This is a genomic window from Sinomonas atrocyanea (assembly GCF_001577305.1).
In the GTDB taxonomy this organism is placed as follows: domain Bacteria; phylum Actinomycetota; class Actinomycetes; order Actinomycetales; family Micrococcaceae; genus Sinomonas; species Sinomonas atrocyanea.
In genome coordinates this window covers 2496286-2517651 of record NZ_CP014518.1, presented here as the reverse complement: position 1 = coordinate 2517651, position 21366 = coordinate 2496286, and the positions used below count along the sequence as shown (strand labels likewise).

Here is a 21366-nt window from a genome sequence, read left to right as displayed (position 1 = left end):
GGCGATCCCGCGGCCGGGCCGCAGGATCTGGCCGAGGGCCGTTTCGCCGGGAACGTTGAGCATCCGCAGCCTGAGGCCCCCGGGCTGCCAGGCGATCTCGAGCCGCACCGGCCGGGAGCAGTCCGCGTGCCGCGCCGCGTTCTCGAGGGCGGTGCGCAGGATGGCGGTGGCGGCCGAGCGAGTGGTGCGTCCCACCCGCTGGCGGCGTCCGGTGTGGGCGATCTCGAGCCGGAGGCCGTCGGCGGCGGCCGCGGCGACCCATTCCTGCGCCGAGACGAGGGTCGGCAGCGACAGTGCTGGGGTGGTGCGCATCCTGGGCTCCTTCGTGCGCGTGGTGGGACGGCTCCATTGTGCGCCCCCTGGGCCTGTTATTCTAGTCGTTGGAGATATTCGGGACTTTCGACAGGGCCGAGCGCGGATGCGTAGACTGGGCAGCACAGCGTCGACCCGGCCATCACCGGCGAGCTTCCGGAAGAACAGCGCCACCCGCCGCAGCGGGGACGCCCAGTAGAACCGGACGGGCAGGCCCGTCACAGCCGTCAATGAGAGGCCCGCGCCGGCCGGTGCGGGCAAGTGAGGTGGTACCGCGGCCCCGTCCGGCAGATCCGGGTGGACGCCGTCCTCGCATCCAGCAGCATGAAGCGAGCCAGGATCCGAGTGAGCGTGTACCCCAAGGCCTCTGCAGCAGCCGCCCAGGATGCGGCGACGACCCATTCCGTGCGCTTCCCCGAGCTGGAGGAGCGCATCCTCGCCTACTGGGACGAGGACGGCACCTTCCAAGCATCGGTCGACGGCCGGGATGCCGGGCGTGACGGCGCCAACGAGTTCGTCTTCTACGACGGGCCGCCCTTCGCCAACGGCCTGCCGCACTACGGCCACCTGCTCACCGGCTACGCTAAGGACCTCGTGGCGCGCTACCAGACCCTGCGCGGCAAGCGGGTCGAGCGGCGCTTCGGCTGGGACACCCACGGCCTTCCCGCCGAGCTCGAGGCCATGAAGCAGCTCGGCATGAACCAGAAGTCGGACATCGACGCGATGGGCGTCGACAAGTTCAACGACGCCTGCCGTGCCTCGGTCCTCAAGTACACGCGCGAGTGGGAAGCCTACGTCAAGCGCCAGGCCCGCTGGGTCGACTTCGAGAACGACTACAAGACCCTCAACGTCGAGTACATGGAGTCCGTGATCTGGGCGTTCAAGACGCTCCATGAGAAGGGGCTCACGTACAGCGGCTACCGCGTGCTGCCGTACTGCTGGAACGACGAGACGCCGCTGTCCAACCACGAGCTGCGCATGGACGACGACGTGTACAAGGACCGCCAGGACCAGACGGTCACGGTCACCTTCCCGCTGCTCGCCGGCGACTCCGACGTCTCCCGCCAGCTTGCCGGCGTCCTCGCCATCGCCTGGACCACGACGCCGTGGACGCTGCCCACCAACGCAGCGCTCGCCGTCGGGCCCGAGGTGCGCTACGCCGTCGTGCCCGCCGGACCCGACGGGGTGAGCGCGCCCGGTGTCTCGCCGTTCGCCGCCGGCACCCGCTTCCTCCTCGCCGAGGACCTCGTGGCCTCCTACGCCAAGGACCTCGGCTACGAGGACGCCCAGGCCGCCGCGGCCGCCGTCGAGCGCACCTACCTCGGTACCGAGCTCGAGGGCATCCGGTACGAGCCGCTGTGGGACTACTTCGCCGACGCCGAGGTCTACGGCACGGGCAAGGCCTGGCGCATCCTCGTCGCCGACTACGTCACCACGACCGACGGCACCGGCATCGTCCACCAGGCGCCCGCGTATGGCGAGGACGACCAGCGCGTCTGCGAGGCGGCCGGCATCCCGGTGATCCTCTCCGTGGACGACGGCGCCAAGTTCCTTCCGCTGTTCGGCTCGCGCGAGAACGCCCCGCTGAGGGAGATCGTGGGGCTGCAGGTCTTCGAGGCCAACAAGCCCATCACCCGCGTGCTGCGCGAGCAGGGCCGCCTCCTGAAGCAGGCCAGCTACGTGCACAGCTACCCGCACTGCTGGCGCTGCCGGAACCCCCTGATCTACCGCGCCGTCTCGAGCTGGTTCGTCGAGGTCACCAAGATCAAGGACCGCATGCTCGAGCTCAACGAGCAGATCACCTGGATCCCGGGCAACGTCAAGCACGGCCAGTTCGGCAAGTGGCTCGAGAACGCGCGCGACTGGTCGATCAGCCGCAACCGCTACTGGGGATCGCCCATCCCCGTCTGGGTCTCGGACAACCCGGAGTACCCGCGCACCGACGTCTACGGCTCCCTCGCCGAGCTCGAGGCCGACTTCGGCCGGCTCCCGCTCAACCACGAGGGCAAGCCCGACCTGCACCGGCCCTTCATCGACGAGCTCTCCCGGCCCAACCCGGACGACCCCACGGGGCGGTCCACGATGCGCCGCGTCCCCGACGTCCTCGACGTCTGGTTCGACTCCGGGTCGATGCCGTACGCCCAGGTCCACTACCCGTACGAGAACCAGGAATGGTTCGAGACGCACAACCCCGGCGACTTCATCGTCGAGTACATCGGCCAGACCCGCGGCTGGTTCTACACGCTCCACATCCTCGCGACGGCGCTGTTCGACCGTCCCGCCTTCCGCAATGTCATCAGCCACGGGATCGTGCTCGGCTCCGACGGGCAGAAGATGTCCAAGAGCCTGCGCAACTACCCGGACGTCTCCGAGGTGCTGGACCGCGACGGCTCCGACGCGATGCGCTGGTTCCTCATGGCCAGCCCCATCCTGCGCGGCGGCAACCTCATCGTCACCGAGCAGGGCATCCGCGACGGCGTGCGCCAGGTGATCCTGCCGCTGTGGAACGTGTACAGCTTCTTCACGCTCTACGCCAACGCGGCGCGCGCCTCCCGCGACGGCGCTGCCGGCGCAGGCTTCGAGGCGGCAGTCCGGCACGACGGATACACCGACCCCCTGGACCGCTACCTCATGGCCCAGACCGGACGCCTCGTGCGCGGGATGCAGCAGCACCTCGACGCCTACGACATCTCCACCGCATGCGACGTGCTGCGCGAGTACCTCGACATGCTCACCAACTGGTACGTGCGCAGGTCCCGCCAGCGGTTCTTCGACGAGGACGCCGACGCCTTCGACGCCCTCTTCACCGCGCTCGAGGCCGTGTGCCGCGTCGCGGCGCCGCTGCTGCCCCTCGTCACCGAGGAGATCTGGCGCGGCCTCACCGGCGGCCGCTCGGTCCACCTCACCGACTGGCCGGACGCCGCGCTCTTCGCCGACGACCCCGCGCTCGTCGAGCAGATGGACCGCACCCAGGCCGTGTGCTCGGCCGGCTCGTCGCTGCGCAAGGCCGCGAAGCTGCGGGTGCGCCTGCCGCTCGCGGCGATGACCGTCGTCGTGCCCGGCGCGGCGGAGCTCTCTGGCTCGGAAGCGGTCATCGCGGACGAGCTGAACCTCAAGGCCGTCCGGCTCCTCGACGCGGCCGACGCCAGCGAGGAGGAGTTCGGCATCGAGCGCCGGCTCGTCGTCAATGCCCGCGCCGCCGGCCCGCGCCTCGGCAAGGGCGTCCAGACGGCCATCAAGGGCTCGAAGTCGGGGGACTGGTCGGTGGCCGACGACGGCTCCGTCACCGCCGGGGGCATCGGCCTCGAACCGCACGAGTACACGCTCGAGACGGTCGTGGACCCGGCGAAGGCAGGCGAGCACGCCGCCGTCGCCATGCTCCCGGGCGGGGGCTTCGTGGTCCTCGACACGGGCCTCACCCCCGAGCTCGAGGCCGAGGGCCTGGCCCGCGACCTCGTGCGCGTGATCCAGCAGGCCCGCAAGGAGGCCGACCTCGCCGTGGGCGACCGGATCCGCGCGAGCGTGACCGCGAAGGCGCACGTCATCGCGGCTGCCCGCGAGCATGCCGAGCTGCTCAGGGGCGAGACCCTCGCGGTCGAGCTCGAGCTGCTCGTGGCCGACGTCGAGCCCTCAGCGCTCGTCGAGCGCGTCGACGCCGGCGTGGCCGACGGCCAGGGCGTGCGCGCAGGGGAGGCTGGCCAGTGAGCGATCGCGCCACCGGCCCCGCGGCGGAGCCGACCACGGTCGAGGAGGTCTACGCGATCCTCCTCAGCCGGGCCCCGGAGAACAAGATGGAGCCGCGCCTCGCGCCCCTCTTCCGGGCGATGCACGTGCTCGGCGAGCCCAACCGGGCCTTCCCGATCATCCACATCACGGGCACCAACGGGAAGACGTCCACCGCCCGCATGATCGAGGCGGGCCTCCGGGCCCACGGGCTGCGCACCGGGCGGTACACGAGCCCGCACCTGGCCCGGGTGACGGAGCGCATCAGCCTCGACGGTGCCCCGGTGCCGGACGCGACCTTCGTGCGGATCTGGAATGAGATCACCCCGTACCTGGCGATCGTGGACGCCGAGCTCGAGGCGGCCGACGAGCCGCGGCTGACGTACTTCGAGTGCGTCACGATCCTCGGCTTCGCCGTCTTCGCGGACGAGCCCGTGGACGTGGCGGTCATCGAGGTCGGCCTTGGCGGCATCACCGACGCCACCAATGTCGGCGACGGCGCGGTCTCCGTCGTCACCCCCATCTCCCTCGACCACACCGACCTGCTGGGGGACACCGTCGAGGACATCGCGCGCGAGAAGGCCGGCATCATCAAGCGCGGCGGCTTCCTCGTGAGCGCGGCCCAGCCCCGGGGCGCCGCGCAGGTGCTCCTCGAGAAGGCCCGCGAGGTGGGCGTGCCGCACCGGTTCGAGGGCGTGGAGTTCGGGGTCGAGTCCCGTTCGCTCGCCGTCGGCGGCCAGCTCGTCACGGTGCGCGGCCTCGCCGGGCGCTACGAGGACCTCGCGGTGCCGCTGCACGGCGCCCACCAGGCGGAGAACGCCGCGGTGGCCGTCGCGGCCCTCGAGGCCTTCCTCGGCGGCGGGGAGCGGGAGCTCTCGATCGACCTGCTGCGCGAGGGCTTCGCGGAGGTCAGCTCTCCCGGACGGCTCGAGACCGTCCGGACGTCCCCGACGATCATCGTGGACGCCGCGCACAACCCGGACGGGATCCGGGTCAGCGCGCAGGCCCTCAAGGAGGCGTTCGACTTCTCGACCCTCGTCATCGTGCTCGGCGTCCTGCGCGAGAAGGACGCCGAGGAGATCCTGCGGACCCTCGAGGAGGAGTTCGCGGACGAGCGCGTCGAGTACTGCTTCACCCAGTCGGCGTCCCCGCGCGCCATCCCGGCCGAGGAGCTCGCCGAGCTGGCCCTCGACCTCGGATTCGACGAGGACGCCGTGCACGTCGAGGAGAAGCTCGACGACGCCATCGCGTACGCCGTCGAGCGCGCGGACGCCACCGAGGACTTCGCCGGCGGGGTGCTGATCACGGGATCGATCACGGTGGTGGGCGAGGCCCGCACCCTCCTGGGAAAGGATGCCTCATGATGGCCAGGCTCACGAGGGCCCAGCGCGAGTGGCGCCCGGGCATGCCCAAGAAGCGCCGCTCCGTCCGCGTCATGTTCGCCTCGGTGCTCCTGCTGACCGAGGCCTTCGTGGTGTTCTTCGCCACGCTCGTGCTGTTCGGGCTGCGCGCGCATGATCTCGGCGCCGGGACGGTGCTCGGCGGCGGGTTCGTCCTGCTCGCCGTGTTCGTGCTCTCGTGCGCCGTGGTCTCCCGACCGTGGGGCATGGCCCTCGGCTGGATCCTGCAGCTGGTCCTCGTTGCCCTCGGCTTCTTCGAGCCCACGATGTTCCTCGTCGGCGGGATCCTGCTGGTGACGTGGTTCTTCGCGGTCCGCACCGGCGCCCGCCTCGACCGGGAGAACCTCCAGCGCGACCGCGAGCAGGCCGCATGGGAGCGCACGCACCCCGAGGGCGGTCCGGCGGGGACCGGCGCCGCCGGCGGCGGGGCCTGATCAGTAGACTGGGCGGGAAACCAGCCCCTTCACCCAGGAGTACCTGTGACCACCGAACGCACCCTTGTCCTCGTCAAGCCCGACGGTGTCTCCCGCGGCCTGACCGGTGCCATCCTTGCCCGCGTCGAGGCGAAGGGCTACCGCCTCGCGGCCCTCGAGCAGCTCACGCCGAGCCGCGAGCTGCTGGCCGAGCACTACGCCGAGCACGAGGGCAAGCCCTTCTACGAGCCGCTGCTCGAGTTCATGGCGAGCGGCCCCGTGGTCGCGGCGGTCTTCGAGGGCGAGCGCGTCATCGAGGGCTTCCGCTCGCTCGCCGGCGCGACTGACCCGACCGCCGCGGCCCCGGGAACCATCCGCGGCGACTTCGGCCGCGACTGGGGCCTGAAGGTCCAGCAGAACCTCGTCCACGGGTCCGACTCGCCCGAGTCCGCCGCGCGCGAGATCGGCATCTGGTTCTCCCGCTGACTCTCGGGTACGCATCTCGACGCTGATTTCGCGTTTCGGGTACGCGCGCCAGCGGCCGATCCTTCCGGAGGATCCACAGACGACGACGGCCGGCGCCTTCCGTGTGGAAGGCGCCGGCCGTCGTCGTACCCGGAATGCCGGAAAGCCGACGAGATGCGTACCCGGAACGGCAGAAGCGCGACGAGATGCGTACCCGAAACGGCGAGGGGGGCTACATGGTGGAGGGGACGAAGAGGTTCAGGAAGCGGAAGAAGATCGTCGCGATGACCGCGACGTAGAGCACCGCCACCGTCACCCAGCCCCAGTCGGCGAGGGCCTTCGCGACCCGGGCCGGCGCGGGGATGACGCCGTGGGCGACGTTGCGGGCGGTGGTCCAGACGAAGAGGGGGATCATCATGGCCCACACGATCATGCACAGCGGGCACAGGATCCCGATGGCGTAGAGGGCCTGGCTCCACAGCCAGATGACGAAGACGAAGCCGAGCGTGACGCCGACCTGCAGGCCGACCCAGAACCATCGGCTGAAGCGGGCCCCGGCCAGGAGCGCCATCGCCACGGTGATCGTGACCGCGAAGGCCACGATCCCGATGAACATGTTCGGAAAACCGAAGAGCGAGCTCTGCCATGTGCTCATGACCTCGCCGCAGGAGACCCACGGGTTGACGTCGCAGATCGTGGTGTGGCTGGGGTTGATGAGCTTCTCGATCTTCTCGAGGACGAGTTCGCCCGAGGCGAGCCAGCCGACCACGCTCGTGACCAGCACGAGCCACGCGAACGGGACGGTGCGGGTCATCACGTGCCGGTCGCCGTCGGGGAGGGCGGCCGTCCCGTCCGTGCCGGCCTCGTGGGTCTCGGACGCGGTCGTTGCCCGGCTCGGGCTGCTCTGGGGAGTCATGGAGGTCCTTCCTGCGGGATGCTCCGATTCTAGGCTGCCCGTCTGGGCGATCACTGGAGCCCGTCCAGCCCCGCCCGCGGGCCGGACCCCGCGCGACGCGGCGGCGGCGGGCGCGCCCTTCCGGATCTTGCCGGGCCGGCATGTGAGAGAATGCCAGTGGCCGGACGCTGATCCACATGCAGTGCCCGGTCCGGTGCTCAGCGAGAAGACCGCCGCCCCGTGCCCGTCCGGATCCACCGATCCCGACCGGGATGCGCGGGCCAGAGCGGCACCTGCCCGGCCTCGACCGGTGGCGGGTTGCAACGTGGCGCCGGCCCGCGCGGGATTCCGCGAGGGCACAGGACTGACTTCGTCGGCGCCTGCGGGTGCCGACTCGTGGCGCCGCCGCGGCCGCCGTATGTGGGGACGGACGGGGCGGCCTTTGGAGTACGTACAGATGGATATGGAACAGCAGCCGGGCGCAGCCGCACCTGACGACGCAGCGGTAGCCGAGCACGTGGCAGTCGAGCAGCAGAAGCCCCGCCGCACCACCCGGCGGCGCAGCGCCTCGAGCCCGGCCGCGTCGCCGGCCGCCGCCCAGGAGCCGGCAGAGGTGGACGCCGCCGTGGCGGAGGCGCCCCAGATCGCCAGCACCGAGGTCAGCGAGGCCGAGGCCAGCGCGGCTGAGCCGCCGGCCAAGCCGAAGCGGGCGACCCGCACGCGCCGCGCCGCCGCCGCGACCAAGGAGCCAACCGCCGAGCCGGTGGCTGCCGAGCAGGCCGCAGAGGCCGCCAGGCTGCAGGGGGAGCAGCAGGCTGCCCCCGCCAACGACGCCGAAGCCGTCCCGGCGGCCCAGCCTGCCGCTGAGGCGACGGCTGCCGTCCCGGCGGCCCAGCCAGCCGCTGAGGTGACGGGCGCCGAGGGCACGGAGGCCACCGAGCAGAAGGCGCTGCGCCGACGGCGGACCTCCGCCAGGGCCGCCGCGGTGAAGGAGGAGACGCGCCGTCCCGAGCACGCGGCCGCTGCGGACCAGGCGCAGGCACCGCAGGACGAGGACGCCGCTGCTCCCGCGGCCGGTTCCCGGGCCAAGAGCTCGGTCCGCGCCCGCCGCCGCGCTGCGGCGCGACCGGGTGCAGCCGGCGAGGCCCCGGCCGAGGTGGTGCAGGCCGCTGCCGCAGCCGAGCCCGAGAAGCAGGCCGCAGAGCCGAACACCCGGAAAGCGGCCCCGCAGGAATCCGCGCCGGCCCGCGCCCCGCGCGAGGAGGCAGCCGCCCCGCAAGCCGCCGAGGCGGAGACCGGGGAGCAGCCGGAGGGCGGCTTCGCGTCGCTCTTCCGGGAGCCCATCTCTCCGACCTCGATGATCTTCCAGGCCCCTGACCTCAGCACGGTCGTGCGGCCGGTGGCCGCAGAGCCCGTGGAGGACCACGAGGAGGAGCAGGAGGAGGACGAGGAGTCGGAGCTGACCGGACGCCGTCGCCGCCGCGGACGCGGCCGCCGGGGCCGCACGCGCGCCTCCGAGGCCGGCGACGACCAGGACGCCGAGCACGGCGACGCTGACGAGGAGACCGACGAGGTCACGTCCCGCCGCCGCAGGCGCCGCCGCCGCGGCGAGGCCGACCTCGAGCTCGAGGGCGGCCTCGACGACGACCCGCCCGGAACGGTGACCCGCGTCCGCGCGCCCCGCACGCCGTCGGAGCCGACGAGCACCCGCGTGCAGAGCGTGAAGGGCTCCACCCGCCTCGAGGCCAAGAAGCAGCGCCGCCGCGAGTCCCGCGAGTCGGGGCGCCGCCGCCACGTCATCACCGAGGCCGAGTTCCTGGCGCGCCGCGAGTCCGTGGACCGCCAGATGGTGGTCCGCCAGAAGGACGACCGCATCCAGATCGCGGTCCTCGAGGACGGCGTGCTGGCGGAGCACTTCGTCTCCAAGACGCAGCAGGACTCGCTCATCGGCAACGTCTACCTCGGCCGGGTCCAGAACGTGCTGCCCTCCATGGAGGCGGCTTTCGTGGACATCGGCCGCGGCCGCAACGCCGTCCTGTACGCCGGCGAGGTCAACTGGGACGCGGCTGGCCTCGACGGCGCCCCGCGCCGCATCGAGAACGCGCTCAAGTCCGGGGACTCCGTCCTCGTCCAGGTCACGAAGGACCCGGTGGGCCACAAGGGTGCGCGGCTCACGAGCCAGATCTCCCTGCCCGGCCGCTACCTCGTGTACGTGCCCGGCGGATCGATGACGGGCATCTCCCGCAAGCTGCCCGACGTCGAGCGGGCGCGGCTGAAGAAGATCCTCAAGGACCGGCTCCCCGAGGACGCCGGGGTGATCGTGCGCACCGCCGCCGAGGGCGCGAGCGAGGAAGAGCTCACCCACGACATCAACAGGCTCCGCGCCCAGTGGGAGTCGATCCAGGAGCAGGCCTCCAGCACCAAGGTGCTCGCGCCGGAGCTCCTGTACGGCGAGCCCGACCTGACCATCAAGGTGGTCCGCGACGTCTTCAACGAGGACTTCTCGAAGCTCATCGTGAGCGGCGAGGAGGCCTGGGACACGATCGAGGCCTACGTCACCTACGTCGCGCCGGACCTCCTCGGTCGGCTCGAGAAGTACGAGGCGGACGAGGACGTCTTCGCCCACTGGCGCATCGACGAGCAGATCCACAAGGCGCTCGACCGCAAGGTGTTCCTGCCCTCGGGCGGCTCCCTCGTGATCGACCGGACCGAGGCCATGACGGTGGTCGACGTCAACACCGGCAAGTTCACCGGCTCGGGCGGCAACCTCGAGGAGACCGTCACCAAGAACAACCTCGAGGCCGCGGAGGAGATCGTCCGCCAGCTGCGCCTGCGGGACATCGGCGGCATCATCGTGATCGACTTCATCGACATGGTGCTCGAGTCCAACCGCGACCTCGTGCTCCGCCGTCTGGTCGAGTGCCTCGGGCGTGACCGCACCAAGCACCAGGTGGCCGAGGTCACCTCGCTCGGGCTGGTCCAGATGACCCGCAAGCGCATGGGCACGGGCCTGCTCGAGGTCTTCAGCGAGAACTGCGAGGTGTGCGGCGGCCGCGGCGTCATCACCCACGAGGAGCCCGTGGAGCGCGGCAGCCGTCCGCCGGCGCCGGCACCCGAGCACCAGGCCCCCCGCGGACTGAGGGCGCCGCCGCCAGCAGCGGGCGCAAGCGCCGCCGCCGCGGCAGCGGGCAGCCGGCCGAGCCGCAGGCGGCCCCGGCGCAGCCCGCCGCTCCGCCGGCCGACGACGCCGAGCGCCAGGCCCGCGCCCAGGCGACCCGCGCCGCTCTTGCCGCCGTGGCAGCAGCGGCCCACGCTGCCCACCTGCACGACGGCGAGCACCCCGCGCCCGCCGAGCACGCACCCGCTGCCGGGCCCGCCCCGGAGGCGCCCGCACAGCAGACCGCACAGCAGACCGCGCAGCAGGCGCCCGCAGCCACGTCCACCGTCCCGGCGGAGGCGGCCGGCGCGGCCGAGCACGCCGCCGCACGGCAGGCCCAGGAGCCGGTGCGCGCCCTGGCCTCGTCCGCCCCGGCGGCCCGGGCTGAGGCAACCCACGGGCCTGCCACGGCCCGCGCCACCTCCGAAGGCGAGGACGGCCGGCCCGTCCTCACGATCGGCGGGGAGCGGATCGAGATCCCGCACGGCGACACGCCGCACGAGCCCCCGGCCGCCGCACCGGCCCTGAGCCTCGACGCGCTCAGCCACGCGTTCGACCAGCTCACGGGGGAGCGGCACGCGCCGAGCGAGGTCGAGCCGCGCCAGGGCCGCAAGCGCCGCAGCCGCGGCGCCCGCAGCGGCCAGGGCTCGGCGGAGGTGACGCGCGTCGAGGAGACCGCAGGCGCCGTCGGCGGCCAGACGCGCTCCGCCGCTGCGCCCGCGCAGCCGGCAGAGGCAGGCCGGGCCGCCAAGGACAGCCCGAAGGACGAGGGCGGCCCCATGATCCTCGGCGTCGGCGTCCCGGCGTCGGAGCTGTAGCGCTGTGGGCAGCGTTCCGCGCGTCCTGAGCATCGCCGGCTCCGACCCCTCGGGCGGAGCCGGCATCCAGGCCGACCTGAAGAGCATTGCGGCGATGGGCGGCTACGGCATGTGCGCCATCACGGCGCTCACCGCCCAGAACACCCGCGGTGTCACCGCAGTGCACACCCCGCCGGCGGACTTCCTCGCGGCCCAGCTCGAGGCCGTCGGCAGCGACATCCAGATCGATGCGGTGAAGATCGGCATGCTCGCCGACGCGGAGGTGATCCGCACGGTGGCCGCCTGGCTCGAGCGGGCGCGGCCGGCCGTCGTCGTGCTCGATCCGGTGATGGTCGCCACGAGCGGCGACCGGCTCCTCGCCGCGGACGCCGAGGAGGCGCTGCGCGACCTGCTCGCCCACGCCCATCTCGTCACGCCCAATCTGCCCGAGCTCGGGGCGCTGCTCGGAGAGGCGACGGCATCGTCCTGGGAGGAGGCGCTCGACCAGGGGCGCCGGCTCTCTGAGCGCACCGGGGGAGCGGTGCTCGTCAAGGGCGGCCACCTCGACGGCGCGGCCTGTCCCGACGCGATCGTCGATGCCCGGCGCGGAGCGGACGGCGTCCTCGTACAGCTCGACGGCGATCGGGTGTCCACCCGCAACACGCACGGCACCGGCTGCTCGCTGTCCTCCGCACTGGCCACGGTGCAGGTCCGCACCGGCGACTGGGCGCGCTCGCTCGCGGTGGTCAAGGAGTGGCTGCGCGGTGCGCTGGCCGCCTCGGGCGACCTCGAGGTCGGCGGGGGCCACGGCCCCGTGCACCACTTCCACCACCTCACGGGGTCCGTTCCCCTCGCCGAGGGCGAGTTCACGGACGGGCTCTGGCGCGACACGGCCAAGGTCCGGGCCGAGATCGACGCGCTGCCGTTCGTCGCCCAGCTCGACGACGGGACACTGTCCCAGGCGCACTTCGCCTACTACCTCACCCAGGACGCCCTGTACCTCAACGGGTACTCCCGCGTCCTGGCCAGGGCGAGCGCGCTCGCCCCGACGGAGGAGGAGCAGGCCTTCTGGGCGGAGGGCGCCCGGGTCTGCCTAGAGGTCGAGGCCGAGCTGCACCGCACCTGGCTCTCCCGCCATCCGCAGCCCGCGCACGACGCCGCCGCGGCCGGGGCGGGGACCGGCGGCACCGGCGCTGCCGTCCCCGGCCCGGTGACGAAGGCCTACGTGGACCACCTGCTCGCGGCCTCTGCGTCCGGAAGCTATGCCGTGCTCGCCGCGGCAGCGCTGCCCTGCTACTGGATCTACGCCGAGGTCGGCGCGGCCCTGCACGCGCGGCATGCCGCCCGGCCCGAGAAGGACGCGCATCCGTACGGCGCCTGGATCGGCACGTACGCCGACGAGGGCTTTGCCGCGGCGACCCGCCGTGCCATCGCCTTCACCGACGCCGCGGGCCGCCGCGCCTCGGTCGACGAGCGCACGGCGATGCGCGAGGCCTTCGCCGCGTCCGCCGTCTACGAGCGCGAGTTCTTCGACGCGCCGCGCAGGTTCGCGTGACGGGGCACGCCCGGCCGGTGGGATACACTGGTCGGGCGTGCTTTTCCGGCAGGCAGTGGCCGGGTAGGCCTCATTTGCGGCCGGACAGAGGACTAGCGTATTCTTGATCCTCGGTGCTTGCGCCGTCACTTGGGTATTCACTCCCAGGGATTCCCCTCGCGGACTCACGGCAGAAGCACACTTGGGCGCCTGACGCGCCGTGCGAAGGCACGGACGCCGGGCGCCGCGCGCAAAGAGCTTTTGGAAATATCAGTCGAGAGAAGTGAGTTCCCCAGTGGTGTACGCGATTGTCCGCGCCGGCGGCCGTCAGGAGAAGGTGTCCGTCGGAGACCTCGTCACCCTCAACCGCGTGGCCGGTGAGGCCGGCAGCACCATCGAGCTGCCCGCCCTCCTGCTGGTCGATGGCGAGAAGGTGACCTCCGCCGCTGCCGAGCTGGCCAAGGTGACGGTCACGGCCGAGGTCCTCGAGGACCTGCGCGGCCCGAAGATCGTCATCCAGAAGTACAAGAACAAGACCGGTTACAAGAAGCGCCAGGGCCACCGCCAGGAGCTGACCAAGGTCAAGATCACCGGCATCAACGCCTGAACCTTCGGGTTCGCCCAGACTCTAGATTTCCTCAGGGAGGCACAGCTCATGGCACACAAGAAGGGCGCAAGCTCCACCCGCAACGGCCGCGACTCGAACGCCCAGCGCCTCGGCGTCAAGCGCTTCGGCGGCCAGTCCGTCAACGCCGGCGAGATCATCGTCCGCCAGCGCGGCACGCACTTCCACCCCGGCAACGGCGTGGGTCGCGGCAAGGATGACACCCTCTTCGCTCTGACCGCGGGCGCGGTCCAGTTCGGCACCCGTGGCGGGCGCCGGATCGTGGACATCGTCGTCGCTGCGTAGCAGAGGACAGGCAGCAGCGGCTGCGCCCTTGGGCGCGGTCCGTTGACACAGGGTGGAGTGGGCCAGTGGTCCGCTCCACCCTTTTGCTGTGTCCCCACTCCGTTCCGGAGGGGCAGGCACGGCCCAGCACTAGAATCGGGTGACAGGCCCGAAGAGCTAAGGAGAATGACGTGGCGAGCTTCGTGGACCGCGTAGTCCTGCACGTCTCGGGCGGGAACGGCGGCCACGGCTGCATCTCGGTCAAGCGCGAGAAGTTCAAGCCGCTCGGCGGCCCCGACGGCGGCAACGGCGGCAACGGCGGCGACGTCGTCCTGCGCGTGTCGCACCAGACCACGACGCTGCTCGACTACCACCATTCCCCGCACCGGCACGCCCAGAACGGCGGCCCCGGCATGGGCGACTGGCGCGCCGGGCACACCGGCGACACGCTCGTGCTGCCCGTGCCGGACGGCACCGTGGTCAAGTCCCGCGACGGGAAGGTCCTGGCGGACCTGGTCGGCGAGGGCGCCGAGTACGTGGCCGCGGCCGGCGGCCAGGGCGGCCTCGGCAACGCCGCGCTCGCCTCGGCCAAGCGCAAGGCCCCCGGCTTCGCCCTCCTCGGGATCCCCGGGGACGAGCGGGACATCGTCCTCGAGCTCAAGTCGATCGCGGACATCGCCCTCGTCGGCTACCCCTCGGCAGGCAAGTCGAGCCTCATCGCCGCCATGTCCGCCGCCCGCCCGAAGGTCGCCGACTACCCCTTCACGACCCTCGTGCCCAACCTCGGCGTGGTCCAGGCCGGCGACGTGCGCTTCACCATCGCCGACGTCCCGGGCCTCATCGAGGGCGCGAGCGAGGGCCGCGGCCTCGGCCACGACTTCCTTCGCCACGTCGAACGGTGCGCGGCGATCGTCCACGTCCTCGACTGCGGCACCCTCGAGGCCGACCGCAACCCCATCGACGACCTCGACGTGATCGAGCGCGAGCTCGAGAAGTACGCCGTGGACATGAGCTACGCGGGCGCCGACGGGCAGGCGCAGCCGCTCAACGCCCGTCCCAAGCTCGTGGCCCTGAACAAGACGGACCTGCCCGACGGGAAGGACATGGCCGAGATGGTCCGGCCGGAGCTCGAGCGCCGCGGATACCGCGTCTTCGAGGTCTCCGCGACGAGCCACGCGGGCCTCAAGCCCCTCGGCTTCGCGATGGCCGAGATCGTCCAGGCCGCCCGGGACGCCGTCCAGGCCGCCCCGCCGAAGGTGGCACCCGCCGTCCTCCGTCCCCGCGCCGTGAACGAGGCCGGATTCACGATCCGGCGCGAGGAGCGCAACCTCGAGCCGCTGTTCCGCGTCCTGGGGGAGAAGCCGGAGAAGTGGGTCAAGCAGACCGACTTCACCAACGAGGAGGCCATCGGGTACCTCGCGGACCGCCTCGACCGCCTCGGGGTGGAGGACCAGCTCTTCAAGGTCGGCGCGAAGCCGGGGGACACCGTGGTCATCGGCGAGGACAACGCGGTGGTCTTCGACTGGGAGCCGACCATGATGACCGGGGCCGAGGTGCTCACCGGGCCCCGGGGCACGGACCTGCGCCTCGCAGACTGGGAACGCCCCACCCGCGCCCAGAAGCGCGAGGACTACGAGGACCGCAAGGCCGCGAGGGCCGCGGCGCGCGAGGAGCTCGAGGCCGAGCGCCGCGCCGGCATCTGGACCGAGTCGTCGCGGCGCCGGACGCCGGAGAAGGACACCGTGGCCGCCGAGGAGGCCGCCGAGGGAGAGTGGGTCGATGACGACGACGACCTCTGAGGCCACCGCGCGCGGGCGCGAATGGCTGCCCGAGGCCCGCAGGATCGTGGTCAAGGTCGGCTCCTCGTCCCTGACGACGATCCGGGGCGGCATCTCGGAGAAGGCCCTCAAGGCGCTCGTCGACACCCTCGCCGAGCGTGCCAACGCCGGCACCGAGATCGTCCTCGTCTCCTCGGGTGCCATCGCCGCCGGCCTGGCCCCGCTCGGGCTGGCGCGCCGGCCCAAGGACCTCGCCACCCAGCAGGCTGCGGCGAGCGTGGGGCAGGGGTTGCTCATGGCGCGCTACACGCAGGCGTTCACGGCGCACGGCGTGACCGTAAGCCAGGTGCTCCTCACCGCCGACGACCTCGTGCGCCGGACCCAGTACAAGAACGCGCACCGCGCCCTCGAGAAGCTCCTGCACCTCGGCGTGGTCCCGGTGGTGAACGAGAACGACACCGTGGCCACGCATGAGATCCGCTTCGGCGACAATGACAGGCTCGCCGCGCTCGTGGCCCACCTCGTACACGCCGACGCGCTCGTGCTCCTCTCCGATGTGGACTCCGTCTACACGGGGCCGCCGACCGAGGGGGGCGTGCGGATCGACCACGTCCGCGACGCCGCCGACCTCGACGGGGTGAGGATCGGCAGCGCCGGCAAGGCCGGCGTGGGCACCGGCGGCATGGCCACCAAGGTCGAGGCCGCGAGCATCGCCGCCAGCTCCGGCATTCCCGCCCTCGTGACCTCCACCGCCGCCGCTGCGCGCGCCCTCGCCGGGGAGGACGTGGGCACCTGGTTCAGCGTGAGCGGACGTCGCAAGCCGGTGCGGCTGCTCTGGCTCGAGCACCTCGCGGCGGTCCGGGGGACCCTCACGCTCGACGACGGCGCCGTCCGGGCCGTCGGGCAGCGTCACCGCTCGCTGCTGCCCGCCGGCATCACGGCCGTCTCGGGGGAGTTCGAGGCAGGCGACCCGGTGGAGATCGCCGACCAGTCCGGCCACGTGCTCGCCCGCGGGCTCGTCAACTTCTCCGCGGACGAGCTCCCGGCCATGCTGGGCCGCTCGACCAGGGACCTCGGGCGCGAGCTCGGGCCCGAGTACGAGCGCGTCGTCGTCCACGTCGACGACCTCGTGCTCGTGTGACGCCGGGCGGGGCCCGCCCGCGCCCGCCTCGGTAGACTTGTTGCATGACCGACACCGCGCGCGCGAATGCGCCTGCCTCCGTCCAGCCCGAGACCACTGCTGCCACCGCACCGGCCACCCCGGCGCCCGGGCAGGCCGTGCTCGTTCCGGCGGACGTCGAGGCGGCGGTCCACGCGATCGGCGACCGCGCCCGCACCGCCTCGCGCGTGCTGGCCCGCGCCAACCGCGCCTGGAAGGACCGCGCGCTCCGGGCGATCGGCGCCGCGCTGAAGGAGAACGAGGCCGCGATCCTCGCCGCCAACAGCGAGGACCTCGAGGCGGGACGCGCCAACGGCACATCCAAGGCCCTGCTCGACCGGCTCGCCCTGAACCCGGCCCGCATCGACGGACTCGTCGATGCCCTCGAGACCCTGGCGGGGCTGCCCGACCCCGTGGGCACCGTGGTCCGGGGCCAGACGCTGCCCAACGGGGTGCGGGTGCGCCAGGTCAACGTGCCGATGGGCGTGGTCGCCGCCATCTACGAGGCGCGCCCCAACGTGACCGTGGACATCGCCGGGCTGGCCCTCAAGAGCGGCAATGCCGTCATCCTGCGCGGCGGCAGCGCGGCGGGCCACACCAACGCGGCCCTGCTGGGGATCATCCGCGACGCCCTCGCCTCCGTGGGCCTCCCCGACGACGCCGTGCAGAGCGTGGACGCCTACGGGCGCGAGGGCGGCAACGCCCTCATGAGGGCCCGGGGCCGGGTGGACGTGCTGATCCCGCGCGGCGGCCGCGACCTGATCCAGAATGTGGTGCTCAACTCGACCGTGCCCGTCATCGAGACCGGCGAGGGCAACGTCCACGTGTTCGTCGACGCGAGCGCCGACGAGCGCATGGCGGTGGAGATCCTTATCAACGCCAAGACGCAGCGCCCGAGTGTCTGCAACACGGTCGAGACCGTCCTGGTCCACAAGGACTCCACGGTGCTGCCCGCCGTCGCGCGGGCCCTCGCCGAGCGCGGTGTGCGCCTGCACGTCGACGGGCGCACCCTCGCGGCGCTGCCGGCCGACGTGGCCGCGGACGAGGCGACCGACCGGGACTGGGCCACCGAGTACATGGACCTCGAGCTCGCGGTCGCCACGGTGGACGGACTCGACGAGGCGATCGCGCACATCCGCCGCTGGAGCACCGGCCACACCGAGGCCATCATCACCAACGACCTCGCGAACGCCGAGCGCTTCATCGCCGAGGTCGACTCGGCCGCGGTCATGGTCAACGCCTCGACCCGGTTCACCGACGGCGGCGAGCTCGGACTCGGCGCAGAGGTGGGGATCTCCACCCAGAAGCTGCACGCCCGCGGCCCCATGGGCCTGTCGGAGCTGACGACCACCAAGTGGATCGTGCAGGGCGAGGGGCAGGTCCGCGCCTGATCCGCCGGGGTAGGATGATAGCCAGTCCAGATGCTTCATCTGAGAGACACGACCTGAAGGGGAGACCATGCTGGCAACGCTGATCAGCACCGCAGTCAACGTCACAGCGGAGGCCGCCGGCCACGAGGAGCCCGCGCCGCTCATCGCACCGCCGCTCGTCATCGGTGTGACGATGTTCGTGATCTTCGCAGTGCTGATGTTCGTGACGGTCTCCTACACCAACCTCGGCCGCCGCCACGAGGCCGTCGACGAGCACGCGGATCCGCACCGCCAGCACCCGAACAAGCACGACCGCGGCCAGGGCCACTGAACCCTTTCGCCTTGGCCCCAGCAGAGCAGCCCCGGAGCGCACGCCGTCACCGCCTCGGTGTCATGGGCGGCACCTTCGATCCGATCCACCACGGCCACCTTGTTGCGGCCAGCGAGGTCGCGTCGAAGTTCGATCTCGACGAGGTCGTGTTCGTGCCGACGGGGGAGCCGTGGCAGAAGTCCAAGAGCACGGTCAGCGCCGCCGAGCACCGCTACCTCATGACGGTGATCGCGACAGCGTCGAACCCGCGCTTCACGGTGAGCCGCGTGGACATCGACCGGCCCGGCCCGACGTACACGAAGGACACGCTGCGCGACCTGCGGCGGCTGCGGCCCGAGGCCGACCTCTACTTCATCACCGGCGCCGACGCCATGGCGCAGATCGTGGGGTGGAAGGACGTCGACGAGCTGTGGGAGCTCGCCCACTTCGTGGGCGTGACCCGGCCCGGCCATGAGCTGCACGACCTCGGCCGGACGGACGTCAGCCTCCTCGAGGTGCCCGCGATGGCGATCTCCTCGACGGACTGCCGCGCGCGCGTGGCCGTGGCCGAGCCGGTCTGGTATCTGGTTCCCGACGGCGTGGTGCAGTACATCGCCAAGTACGGCCTCTACCGTGGGAAGGGCCGCCCGTCCGACGACGGCGACGGCCACGCGCAGGACGAGAACGGAGAGGCAGGGAGCACAGCAGCTGCTGTGCGATGAGCAGGCATGAGCAACGAGGATAGGCCGATCACGAGCCGGCGCGAGCGTCGCCTGGCCCAGCAGGCTGCACTCGCCTCGGCCCCGCAGCAGCAGCTGACGCCGGACCAGGCCGAGGCGGAGGCCCGTGGCCGGGCCGAGGCGGCGGCCGCGGCCGCCCGTGCCCGGTCCGAAGCCCTCGCGGCTGCCCACGGCGCGGCTGCGGCGTCAGCGCGCGGCGGCCACGCGCCGTCGTCCGCCGCCGTGCCGCCCGCACCCGCCCGCGCCCCCCGCGCCCGCACCGCGGGAAGCGAGCCGGCGCCCTCCGAGCGCAGCTCCCAGGCGCGCGCCCGGGACCGCGCTGCCCAGCGCGTGCTGCGGGAGCTGGCCGAGAAGGAGCAGGCCGCCCAGAACGCCCGGCAGTCCTTCCCGACCCGCCGCTCCATCCGCGAACGCGAGACGGGCAAGATCCCGCCGATCACGGGTGTTCCCGGAGCGCCCGCCCAGCAGCCGCCGGCCGAGGCCCCCGGAGGGCCGGCTCCCTCGGCCCAGCCGCTGCCGGTCGTCCCCCGGCCGCAGGGCCCACCTGAGGGCGGCACGGCGCCCGTGCCCGGCGTCGACCCGGCGCCGCCGACGGCCATGCAGGGGATCGTGCCGCAGGGCCTGACGGTCACCCCCGCACTGGGCCCCGAGACCGGCTCCTTCCGCCGGCTCAGCCACGAGCAGATCGCCGCCGCCCGCGAACTGCTCAAGGAGCAGGCCAAGAACCAGGCGGCCATGCTCGAGGCCCAGCGCGGCGGGGCCGGGACCGAAGTCGACCCGGCGCTCCTCGCCGAGCAGGTGGCCATGGCCGAGCGCGCCGCCGTGCTGAACCGCCGCGCCCAGGCCAAGCAGCGCCTCGCCGAGGAATCGCGGAAGGAAGCGGCGGCTCCGCCGCGGAAGGCGCCCGCCCCCGCGGCCACCGACAACCTCGCGATGGTGACCCCGCTCGAGTTCGTGCGGGTGCCGGGGGTCCCGCACCCGGTCATGAAGCCCCCCACGACCACCCACGTGCCCGTGGTCACCGGGAAGAATGCGCGCCAGCCGCGGTCCGCGGGCGCCGGACCTGCCGGCTCGCGGCCCGTGGACGTCCGCCGCGCCCAGCCCCGCGGGGACATGCCGGAAGGCGCCCCAGTCTCTGCCCGCAGCGCCCACGGTCTCGACCCGCTCGATTCCGCGCACGCGGGCATGGGCCGGGCCCAGCGCGAGCGCATCGTGCTCCTGGCCATCGGCGCGGTCGGCATCCTCGCCCTCATCGTCGCCATCATCATGATCGTGCTGGGCGGCAAGTAGCCCGCCCCGCAGCAGCAAGCTTCCAAGGAGAAGAGTGAGCGCAACAGAGACGGCCGTCGAGCTGGCCCGCACGGCCGCGAAGGCCGCAGCAGACAAGCTGGCCGAGAACATCGTCGCCGTAGACGTGAGCGAACGGCTCGCGATCACCGACGTCTTCGTCATCGCCTCGGCGGACACCGAGCGGCAGGTCAACGCCGTGGTGGACAACATCGAGGACGAGCTGATCGTCCAGCTGGACCGGCGCCCCGTGCGCCGCGAGGGCCGCTCCGAGGGCCGCTGGGTCCTGCTCGACTTCGGCGACGTCGTGGTCCACGTCATGCACCGCGAGGACCGCGCCTTCTACGCGCTCGAGCGCCTCTGGAAGGACTGCCCTCTGGTGGACCTCGGCCTCGACGACGCGGGGGCCTCCGCCTCCGCCGCGGGCTGAGGGCGGTGCACCCCGACGCCGCACGCGGGGCGCTGCGGCGCATCGTGTTCTGGCGCCATGGGCGCACCGACTGGAACGCCGCCGGCCGGTTCCAGGGGCAGACCGACATCCCGCTGAACGAGGAGGGCCACCGCCAGGCCCACCAGGCCGCGCGCCGGCTCGCCTCGCTCTCCCCGTCCGCCATCGTCTCCTCGGACCTGGACCGCACGCGGGCGACCGCCGAGGCCCTCGCCGCGGTGACCGGCCTGCCGGTGGCCGTGGACAGCGGGCTGCGCGAGACCAACGCCGGCGCCTGGCAGGGGCACACATTCGATGCGATCCGGGGCATGGACCCCGAGGCGCTCCGCCGCTGGGAGGACGGCGACGTCAACACGGCCGCGGGCGGCGCCGAGACGCGCCTCGACGTCGCCGCCCGCGTCCACCGCGCCGTGGACCGCGCCCTCGCCGCGGTGCCCGCCGACGGGACCCTCGTGGTCGTGAGCCACGGCGGTGCCATCCGCGTGGGCCTCGCCCACCTGCTGGGCCTGCCGCACGACCTCTGGGGCGCGCTGGCGGGGCTCTCGAACTGCTCGTGGTCCATCCTCGAGGAGCGCCGGCCGCACCGCGATGGGGGTCCCCGGTGGCGGCTGGGCGAGCACAACGCGGGGACCCTGCCCGTGCCCGTCACCGTCGAAGAGGGCTGACGCACGACGTCGCGCGGCGGCCGC

16 protein-coding genes and 1 pseudogene are annotated in these 21366 nt (G+C 72.7%); 16 read left to right on the top strand and 1 reads right to left on the bottom strand.

Features of this window, described 5'->3' with window-relative positions; translation table 11 throughout:
• The first annotated feature begins 657 nt into the window (after window positions 1-657).
• From ileS to ndk, 4 genes are read left to right on the top strand one after another with little or no spacing between them, the layout of a single operon-like run.
• Complete coding sequence (ileS, locus tag SA2016_RS11555; protein ID WP_066502392.1) at window positions 658-4017, top strand: isoleucine--tRNA ligase; 3360 nt, start codon at window positions 658-660, stop codon at window positions 4015-4017.
• Window positions 4014-5399 (top strand): bifunctional folylpolyglutamate synthase/dihydrofolate synthase, encoded by a 1386-nt coding sequence (locus SA2016_RS11550; protein ID WP_066498178.1) that lies wholly within the window; start codon window positions 4014-4016, stop codon window positions 5397-5399. Before ileS ends, SA2016_RS11550 begins: the two co-directional genes overlap by 4 nt.
• Entirely contained in the window at window positions 5399-5869 is a 471-nt protein-coding gene (locus SA2016_RS11545) for a DUF4233 domain-containing protein (RefSeq protein ID WP_066502390.1), read from the top strand. The genes SA2016_RS11550 and SA2016_RS11545 overlap by 1 nt, the downstream gene beginning before the upstream one ends.
• A gap of 45 nt (window positions 5870-5914) precedes the next feature.
• Complete coding sequence (gene ndk, locus SA2016_RS11540; RefSeq protein ID WP_066498174.1) at window positions 5915-6334, top strand: nucleoside-diphosphate kinase; 420 nt, start codon at window positions 5915-5917, stop codon at window positions 6332-6334.
• Between the two features lie 211 nt (window positions 6335-6545).
• On the opposite strand, the gene SA2016_RS11535 is transcribed toward ndk, so the two are convergent.
• Window positions 6546-7229: a vitamin K epoxide reductase family protein gene (locus tag SA2016_RS11535; protein WP_066498172.1), complete on the bottom strand. Its 684-nt coding sequence runs from the start codon at window positions 7227-7229 to the stop codon at window positions 6546-6548.
• A gap of 442 nt (window positions 7230-7671) precedes the next feature.
• On the opposite strand from SA2016_RS11535, the pseudogene SA2016_RS11530 reads away from it, so the two are divergent.
• From SA2016_RS11530 to SA2016_RS11475, 12 genes and pseudogenes are all read left to right on the top strand, one after another.
• A pseudogene (locus SA2016_RS11530) lies at window positions 7672-11183 on the top strand (Rne/Rng family ribonuclease).
• Between the two features lie 4 nt (window positions 11184-11187).
• Window positions 11188-12717: a bifunctional hydroxymethylpyrimidine kinase/phosphomethylpyrimidine kinase gene (locus SA2016_RS11525; RefSeq protein ID WP_066498169.1), complete on the top strand. Its 1530-nt coding sequence runs from the start codon at window positions 11188-11190 to the stop codon at window positions 12715-12717.
• Between the two features lie 274 nt (window positions 12718-12991).
• Window positions 12992-13303, top strand: a complete 312-nt coding sequence (rplU, locus tag SA2016_RS11520; protein WP_066498167.1) for a 50S ribosomal protein L21 — start codon at window positions 12992-12994, stop codon at window positions 13301-13303.
• Window positions 13304-13351: 48 nt separating this feature from the next.
• Window positions 13352-13606 (top strand): 50S ribosomal protein L27, encoded by a 255-nt coding sequence (gene rpmA, locus SA2016_RS11515; protein ID WP_066498165.1) that lies wholly within the window; start codon window positions 13352-13354, stop codon window positions 13604-13606.
• Between the two features lie 170 nt (window positions 13607-13776).
• The gene (gene obgE, locus SA2016_RS11510) at window positions 13777-15384 is read left to right on the top strand and encodes a GTPase ObgE (protein ID WP_066498162.1); all 1608 of its coding nucleotides are present in this window, start codon (window positions 13777-13779) and stop codon (window positions 15382-15384) included.
• Entirely contained in the window at window positions 15365-16504 is a 1140-nt protein-coding gene (proB, locus tag SA2016_RS11505) for a glutamate 5-kinase (protein WP_066498160.1), read from the top strand. The genes obgE and proB overlap by 20 nt, the downstream gene beginning before the upstream one ends.
• A gap of 44 nt (window positions 16505-16548) precedes the next feature.
• The gene (locus SA2016_RS11500) at window positions 16549-17913 is read left to right on the top strand and encodes a glutamate-5-semialdehyde dehydrogenase (RefSeq protein WP_066498158.1); all 1365 of its coding nucleotides are present in this window, start codon (window positions 16549-16551) and stop codon (window positions 17911-17913) included.
• Window positions 17914-17980: 67 nt separating this feature from the next.
• The gene (locus SA2016_RS11495; protein WP_066498156.1) at window positions 17981-18223 is read left to right on the top strand and encodes a hypothetical protein; all 243 of its coding nucleotides are present in this window, start codon (window positions 17981-17983) and stop codon (window positions 18221-18223) included.
• 11 nt (window positions 18224-18234) lie between these two features.
• On the top strand, window positions 18235-18924 hold the full coding sequence (nadD, locus tag SA2016_RS11490; RefSeq protein WP_257125753.1) for a nicotinate-nucleotide adenylyltransferase: 690 nt from the start codon (window positions 18235-18237) through the stop codon (window positions 18922-18924).
• Between the two features lie 6 nt (window positions 18925-18930).
• On the top strand, window positions 18931-20232 hold the full coding sequence (locus SA2016_RS11485) for a hypothetical protein (protein WP_066498154.1): 1302 nt from the start codon (window positions 18931-18933) through the stop codon (window positions 20230-20232).
• 34 nt (window positions 20233-20266) lie between these two features.
• Window positions 20267-20659: a ribosome silencing factor gene (rsfS, locus tag SA2016_RS11480; RefSeq protein ID WP_066498152.1), complete on the top strand. Its 393-nt coding sequence runs from the start codon at window positions 20267-20269 to the stop codon at window positions 20657-20659.
• Between the two features lie 5 nt (window positions 20660-20664).
• Window positions 20665-21342, top strand: a complete 678-nt coding sequence (locus tag SA2016_RS11475; RefSeq protein ID WP_066498149.1) for a histidine phosphatase family protein — start codon at window positions 20665-20667, stop codon at window positions 21340-21342.
• Window positions 21343-21366 lie beyond the last annotated feature (24 nt).

Coding starts and splice junctions, on each gene's coding strand:
- SA2016_RS11545 (WP_066502390.1), top strand. CDS start 5,399: ATGGCCAGGCTCACGAGGGCCCAGCGCGAGTGGCGCCCGGGCATGCCC.
- SA2016_RS11535 (WP_066498172.1), bottom strand. CDS start 7,229: ATGACTCCCCAGAGCAGCCCGAGCCGGGCAACGACCGCGTCCGAGACC.
- rpmA (WP_066498165.1), top strand. CDS start 13,352: ATGGCACACAAGAAGGGCGCAAGCTCCACCCGCAACGGCCGCGACTCG.
- proB (WP_066498160.1), top strand. CDS start 15,365: ATGACGACGACGACCTCTGAGGCCACCGCGCGCGGGCGCGAATGGCTG.
- SA2016_RS11500 (WP_066498158.1), top strand. CDS start 16,549: ATGACCGACACCGCGCGCGCGAATGCGCCTGCCTCCGTCCAGCCCGAG.
- SA2016_RS11495 (WP_066498156.1), top strand. CDS start 17,981: ATGCTGGCAACGCTGATCAGCACCGCAGTCAACGTCACAGCGGAGGCC.
- SA2016_RS11485 (WP_066498154.1), top strand. CDS start 18,931: ATGAGCAACGAGGATAGGCCGATCACGAGCCGGCGCGAGCGTCGCCTG.